Annotated in this window: 1 pseudogene; it reads left to right on the forward strand. The window is 70.2% G+C overall.

The window, feature by feature from the left end:
* Positions 1–205, forward strand: a pseudogene (locus tag AC0L2X_RS32685) (IS66 family transposase zinc-finger binding domain-containing protein); the annotation flags it as partial.

The raw sequence follows: 205 nt of genomic DNA on the forward strand, positions 1-205 counted from the left end.
CGCTGGAGGTGGTGCCGCGGCAATGGAAGGTGATCCAGCACGTGCGGGAGAAGTTCACCTGCCGCGACTGCGAGACGGCCAGCATCAGCCGCTCAACCGCCAGGCGGAACGCTATGCCCGCGAAGGCTTGCCGCTCAGCCTGTCGACGCTCGCCGACCAGGTCGGCGCCGGCGCCGCGGCGCTGATGCCGCTGTTCAAGCGGCTC

The sequence above is a fragment of the Mesorhizobium sp. WSM4828 genome, from assembly GCF_055811175.1.